The 4,292-nt window shown below is 72.5% G+C and carries 4 protein-coding genes and 1 pseudogene; 4 read left to right on the top strand and 1 reads right to left on the bottom strand.

All coding sequences use genetic code 11. The annotated features are described in order from the left end of the window. The 4 genes and pseudogenes from ON39_RS34600 to ON39_RS34585 form a co-directional block, all read left to right on the top strand. Positions 1 to 216: pseudogene (locus ON39_RS34600) on the top strand (hypothetical protein); the annotation flags it as partial. After that, positions 209 to 1,534 carry an allantoinase AllB gene (gene allB / locus ON39_RS34595; protein WP_040740517.1) on the top strand — a complete coding sequence of 442 codons (1,326 nt, stop codon included), beginning with the start codon at positions 209 to 211 and terminating at the stop codon, positions 1,532 to 1,534. The pseudogene ON39_RS34600 and the gene allB, both read left to right, overlap by 8 nt. Next, on the top strand, positions 1,527 to 2,546 hold the full coding sequence (alc, locus tag ON39_RS34590) for an allantoicase (protein WP_040740516.1): 1,020 nt from the start codon (positions 1,527 to 1,529) through the stop codon (positions 2,544 to 2,546). The genes allB and alc overlap by 8 nt, the downstream gene beginning before the upstream one ends. Before the next feature lie 41 nt (positions 2,547 to 2,587). After that, positions 2,588 to 3,349: a class I SAM-dependent methyltransferase gene (locus ON39_RS34585; protein WP_246003257.1), complete on the top strand. Its 762-nt coding sequence runs from the start codon at positions 2,588 to 2,590 to the stop codon at positions 3,347 to 3,349. Here ON39_RS34585 and ON39_RS34580 read toward each other — a convergent pair. Beyond that, positions 3,327 to 4,292, bottom strand: a 966-nt coding sequence (locus tag ON39_RS34580; protein ID WP_040740515.1) for a glycerate kinase, incomplete at its 5' end; no start/stop codon positions are given. The two genes, ON39_RS34585 and ON39_RS34580, sit on opposite strands and share 23 nt — an antisense overlap.

Genomic DNA, 4,292 nt, shown 5'->3' with positions numbered 1-4,292 from the left:
GGGTGGCGGCCGCCGCCGCGGTGCCGGTGGTCGCGGTGGCCGGGGCAGCGTTCGCTGTCCGGCGAGCAGCTGCGCCGCGCCGACATCGAGCGGGCGTACGCGCTGACCGATGTGGAACCCGATCCCGAGGTCTGCATGGCGCAGGCCGGACCCCTGTTGGAACGGCTCGCCGGCGAGATCGCCGGGGCCTGGCTGGGAGCGAGCGCGCATGCATGATCTGGTCATCCGGTCCCGGCGGGTCGCCCTGCCGGAGGGAGTTCGCGCCGCGTCGATCGCCGTGCGCGACGGCAGGATCGCCGCGCTGGCGGACTACGACGCCGTGCTCGACGCGGCGGCCACCACCGACCTCGCCGACCTCGTCGTGCTGCCGGGCCTGGTGGATTCGCACGTGCACGTCAACGAGCCGGGGCGCACCGAGTGGGAGGGTTTCGCCACCGCGACCAAGGCCGCGGCGGCGGGCGGGGTGACGACGATCGTCGACATGCCGCTCAACTCGCTGCCGCCGACGGTGACCGTGCCCCACCTGGCGACGAAACAGGCTGTGGCGCAGGGGCAATGCCACGTCGACGTCGCCTTCTGGGGCGGCGCGATCCCCGGTAACCTGCCCGCCCTGCGGCCGCTGCACGAGGCGGGCGTGGTCGGCTTCAAATGCTTCCTCTCACCCTCCGGGGTGGACGAGTTCCCGCCACTCGGCCTCGATGAGGTGGAGCGGGTGATGCGCGAGCTCGCCGAGTTCGACGGGCTGCTCGTGGTGCACGCCGAAGACCCTGTGCGGCTGCACGATCCGGTCGACGGGTCGTACCGGGCCTTCCTGGACTCGCGGCCGGGGGAGTCGGAAAAGGCCGCGGTGCAAGAGGTTATCGCGCTGGCCGAGCTGACCGGCGTGCGCGCGCACATCCTGCACGTCTCGGCGGCCGCCTGCCTGGAGCCGCTGGCCGCGGCGCAGGCGCGCGGCGTCCGCATCACCGCGGAGACCTGTCCGCACTACCTCACCCTCTCGGCGGCCGAGGCGTCGTCCACCGCGTTCAAGTGCTGCCCCCCGATCCGCGACGCGGGCAACCAGGACGCGCTGTGGCAAGGCCTGGCCGACGGCGTGCTGTCGTGCGTGGTCTCCGACCACTCGCCGTGCACCCCCGACCTGAAAGAGGGCGACTTCGCGACCGCCTGGGGCGGCATCGCGTCGCTGCAGATCGGCCTGCCCGCCGTGTGGACCGCCGCCGCCGAGCGCGGTTTCCGGCTCACCGATGTGGTCGAGTGGATGGCGGCCGCGCCCGCCGCGCTGGCCGGGCTGCCGCACAAGGGCCGGATCGCGGTCGGCTGCGACGCCGACCTGGTCGCCTTCGATCCGTGGGCCTCGATCACCGTCGATCCCGGCGCGCTCGCGCACAAGAACCCGATCACGCCCTACGGCGGCCGCGAGCTGCGCGGCCTGGTCCACGCCACCTGGCTGCGCGGCCGCGTCGTCGGCAACGGCCACCCGCCCGCGGGCCGCCTGATCTCCTTGCACCACAACCGGATAGGAAACAATGTCTGATTTCACCGGCCTGCCCGACCTGGCGCTGCGTACCCACCGCGCGGGGGTGATCGCCGCGAGCGACGAGTCGTTCGAGGAGCGCGAGAATCTCATCAACCCGTGGCGACCCCGCTTCGCCGAGCACACCTTCGGGCCGAAGGGCCAGGAGTACGACGGCTGGGAGACCCGCCGCCACCGCGGCCCCGGCCACGACTGGGCCGTCATCCGGCTCGGCATGCCCGGCGTGATCCGCGGTGTCGTGGTCGACACGGCGTGGTTCAAGGGCAACTACCCGCCGTTCACCTCCCTCGAGGCGTGCCGCGCCACCGGCTATCCGTCACCCGCGCAACTGGATTCGGCCGACTGGGTGGAGATCGTGCCGCGCAGCCCGCTGAGCGGCGACGCCGAGCACGACTTCCCGGTCTCCGACGATCGCGTCTTCACCCACGTCCGGCTCAATATCTACCCGGACGGCGGCGTCGCGCGGCTGCGCGTGCACGGCGAGGTGGTGCCGGACCCGGCGCTGCTCACCGGGCTCACCGTCGATCTCGCGGCCCTGGAGCACGGCGCCCGAACGGTGGCCTGCTCCAACATGTTCTACTCCGCGCCCGACAACATGCTCTCGCCCGGCCTCGCGCGCAACCAGGCCGAGGGGTGGGAGACGGCGCGCCGCCGCGACAACGGAAACGACTGGGCCGTCATCGAACTCGCCGCCCAGGGCGTGCCCGCGTTGATCGAGCTGGACACCACCAACCTGCTCTTCAACGCCCCGGGCGAGGCCCGCGTGCTGGCCATCGATCACCGTGGGCCGGGACCGCTTCCGTCCACCGACGACCCCGCCTGGTTCGAATTGCTGTCCAGGACAACGCTGCAACCCGACACCCCGCACCGGTTCCGGCTCCCGCCGTCGGATCGCCCGGCGACCCATGTCCGCCTGGACATCTACCCGGACGGCGGCATCGCCCGGCTGCGCGTCCTCGGCGCGTTGACCGCCGACGCCGAGCGCGAACTGAACGCCCGCTGGAAGGCCTGAACACCCTGCCGCTCGCGGTAGTGTCCGACCATGGCACACCCATGCGGCACACCACGATGACCGTCTATGACGCGACGGGTCGGACCTACGCGCTGACCCGTCGCCCGGACCCGCGCATCGCCGACGCGATCGACGCCGCGCTGCACGGCATGGCCACCGTGCTGAACGTGGGCGCGGGCACCGGCTCCTACGAGCCGAGCCGGACGGTGCTCGCGGTGGAGCCGAGCCGGGTGATGATCGCCCAGCGCCCGGACGACGCGGCCCCCGCGGTGCGCGCGACCGCCGAACACCTACCGGCACGGACGGACTCGGTCGATGCGGCGCTGGCCGTGCTGACGATCCACCACTGGACCGGTCTCGAGCGCGGCCTCGCCGAGATGGCGCGGGTCGCCCGCCGCCGCATCGCCATCCTCACCTGGGATCACGCGGTGTTCCGGCGGTTCTGGCTGGTCCGCGACTACCTTCCGGCCGCCGCCGAGACGGACGCGAGACTCGCCGTCTCGCTGGACCGGCTCACCGCAGTGTTGAAAAAGCCTGCGGTACAGCCGATCCCGGTCCCGCACGACTGCGTGGACGGCTTCGGCGGCGCTTATTGGCGCAGACCCGAAGCGTATCTCGACGAGACCGTGCGGGCGGGCATGTCGATGCTGGCCCTCACCCCGGAACCGCTGCTGCGCCAAGGGTTGGCGTGGCTGCGGCGGGATCTGGCGACCGGTGCGTGGCACACCCGCTACGCCGACCTGTCGGAGCGGTCGAGTCTGGACCTCGGATACCGGCTCGTCACCGTGGATCTGGCGAACTGAGCGCGCACGCCGACAAGGGCGAGTGTCCGATCTCGCGGCCGATGCGCACGAGCAGCTCGGCGCTCAGCGCGCCGTCGCTCGCGGTATCCCGATCGGTGTAGTCGCTCAGGGCATAGATCTCGGCGAAACCCTCGCGACCCCAACGGGTTCGGTCTAACTCGCTGCGCCCGGCCACCGCGACGACCGGAACGGGCCCGGCTCGCCGGGCCACCACCACGGGCAGCTTGCCGTGCTCGGTCTGCGCGTCGAGGCACCCTTCGCCGGTGATCACCAGATCCGCCGCCGCGCAGTGCCGATCGAAGTCCAGCAGGTCCAGGAAGAAGTCCGCGCCCGAGGTCATCCGGGCGCCGAGCAGCAATGCGGCGAACCCGATCCCACCGGCACTGCCCGCGCCGGAGGCCTGCGCCAGAGCACCTGATTCGGGAAACCCGCTGCGGGACAACACTTCCACCAGGTGACGCAGCCCCCGATCCAGCAGACGCACCTCCGCCGAGTCGGCCCCCTTCTGCGGGCCGTACACGGCGGCCGCGCCCTCAGGCCCGAACAACGGGTTGGTGACATCGGAGGCGACGACGAGATCGATCGGCGGAAGACGCACCGCCGCGGCGGTATCGATCGCGGCGATGTCCAGCAGCGCCCGCCCGCTCGGCGGCAGCACCCGTCCGGCGGCGTCGAGGAAGCGAAAGCCGAACGCGGTGAGCAACCCCATGCCACCGTCGGTGCTCGCGCTACCGCCCAGCGCCAGCACCACGCGGCGCGGCCCGCACCGCAGCGCCTGCCGAATCGCCTGCCCCAGACCGAGACTCGACGCGTCCAGCGGTTGTCCGCGCCCACCGGGCAGCGTGGCCAGCCCGCAGGTGTTCGCGACCTCGACGACGACGGTGTCGCCGCGCACCGCGAGCACGGCCCGCCGCGGCGTGCCCGTCGCGCCCGCGACCGTGCA

The sequence above is a fragment of the Nocardia tenerifensis NBRC 101015 genome (assembly GCF_000308715.1).
GTDB lineage: Bacteria > Actinomycetota > Actinomycetes > Mycobacteriales > Mycobacteriaceae > Nocardia > Nocardia tenerifensis.
Note: the sequence above shows the minus strand (reverse complement) of the source record. Positions and strands in the feature narration are given on the sequence as shown.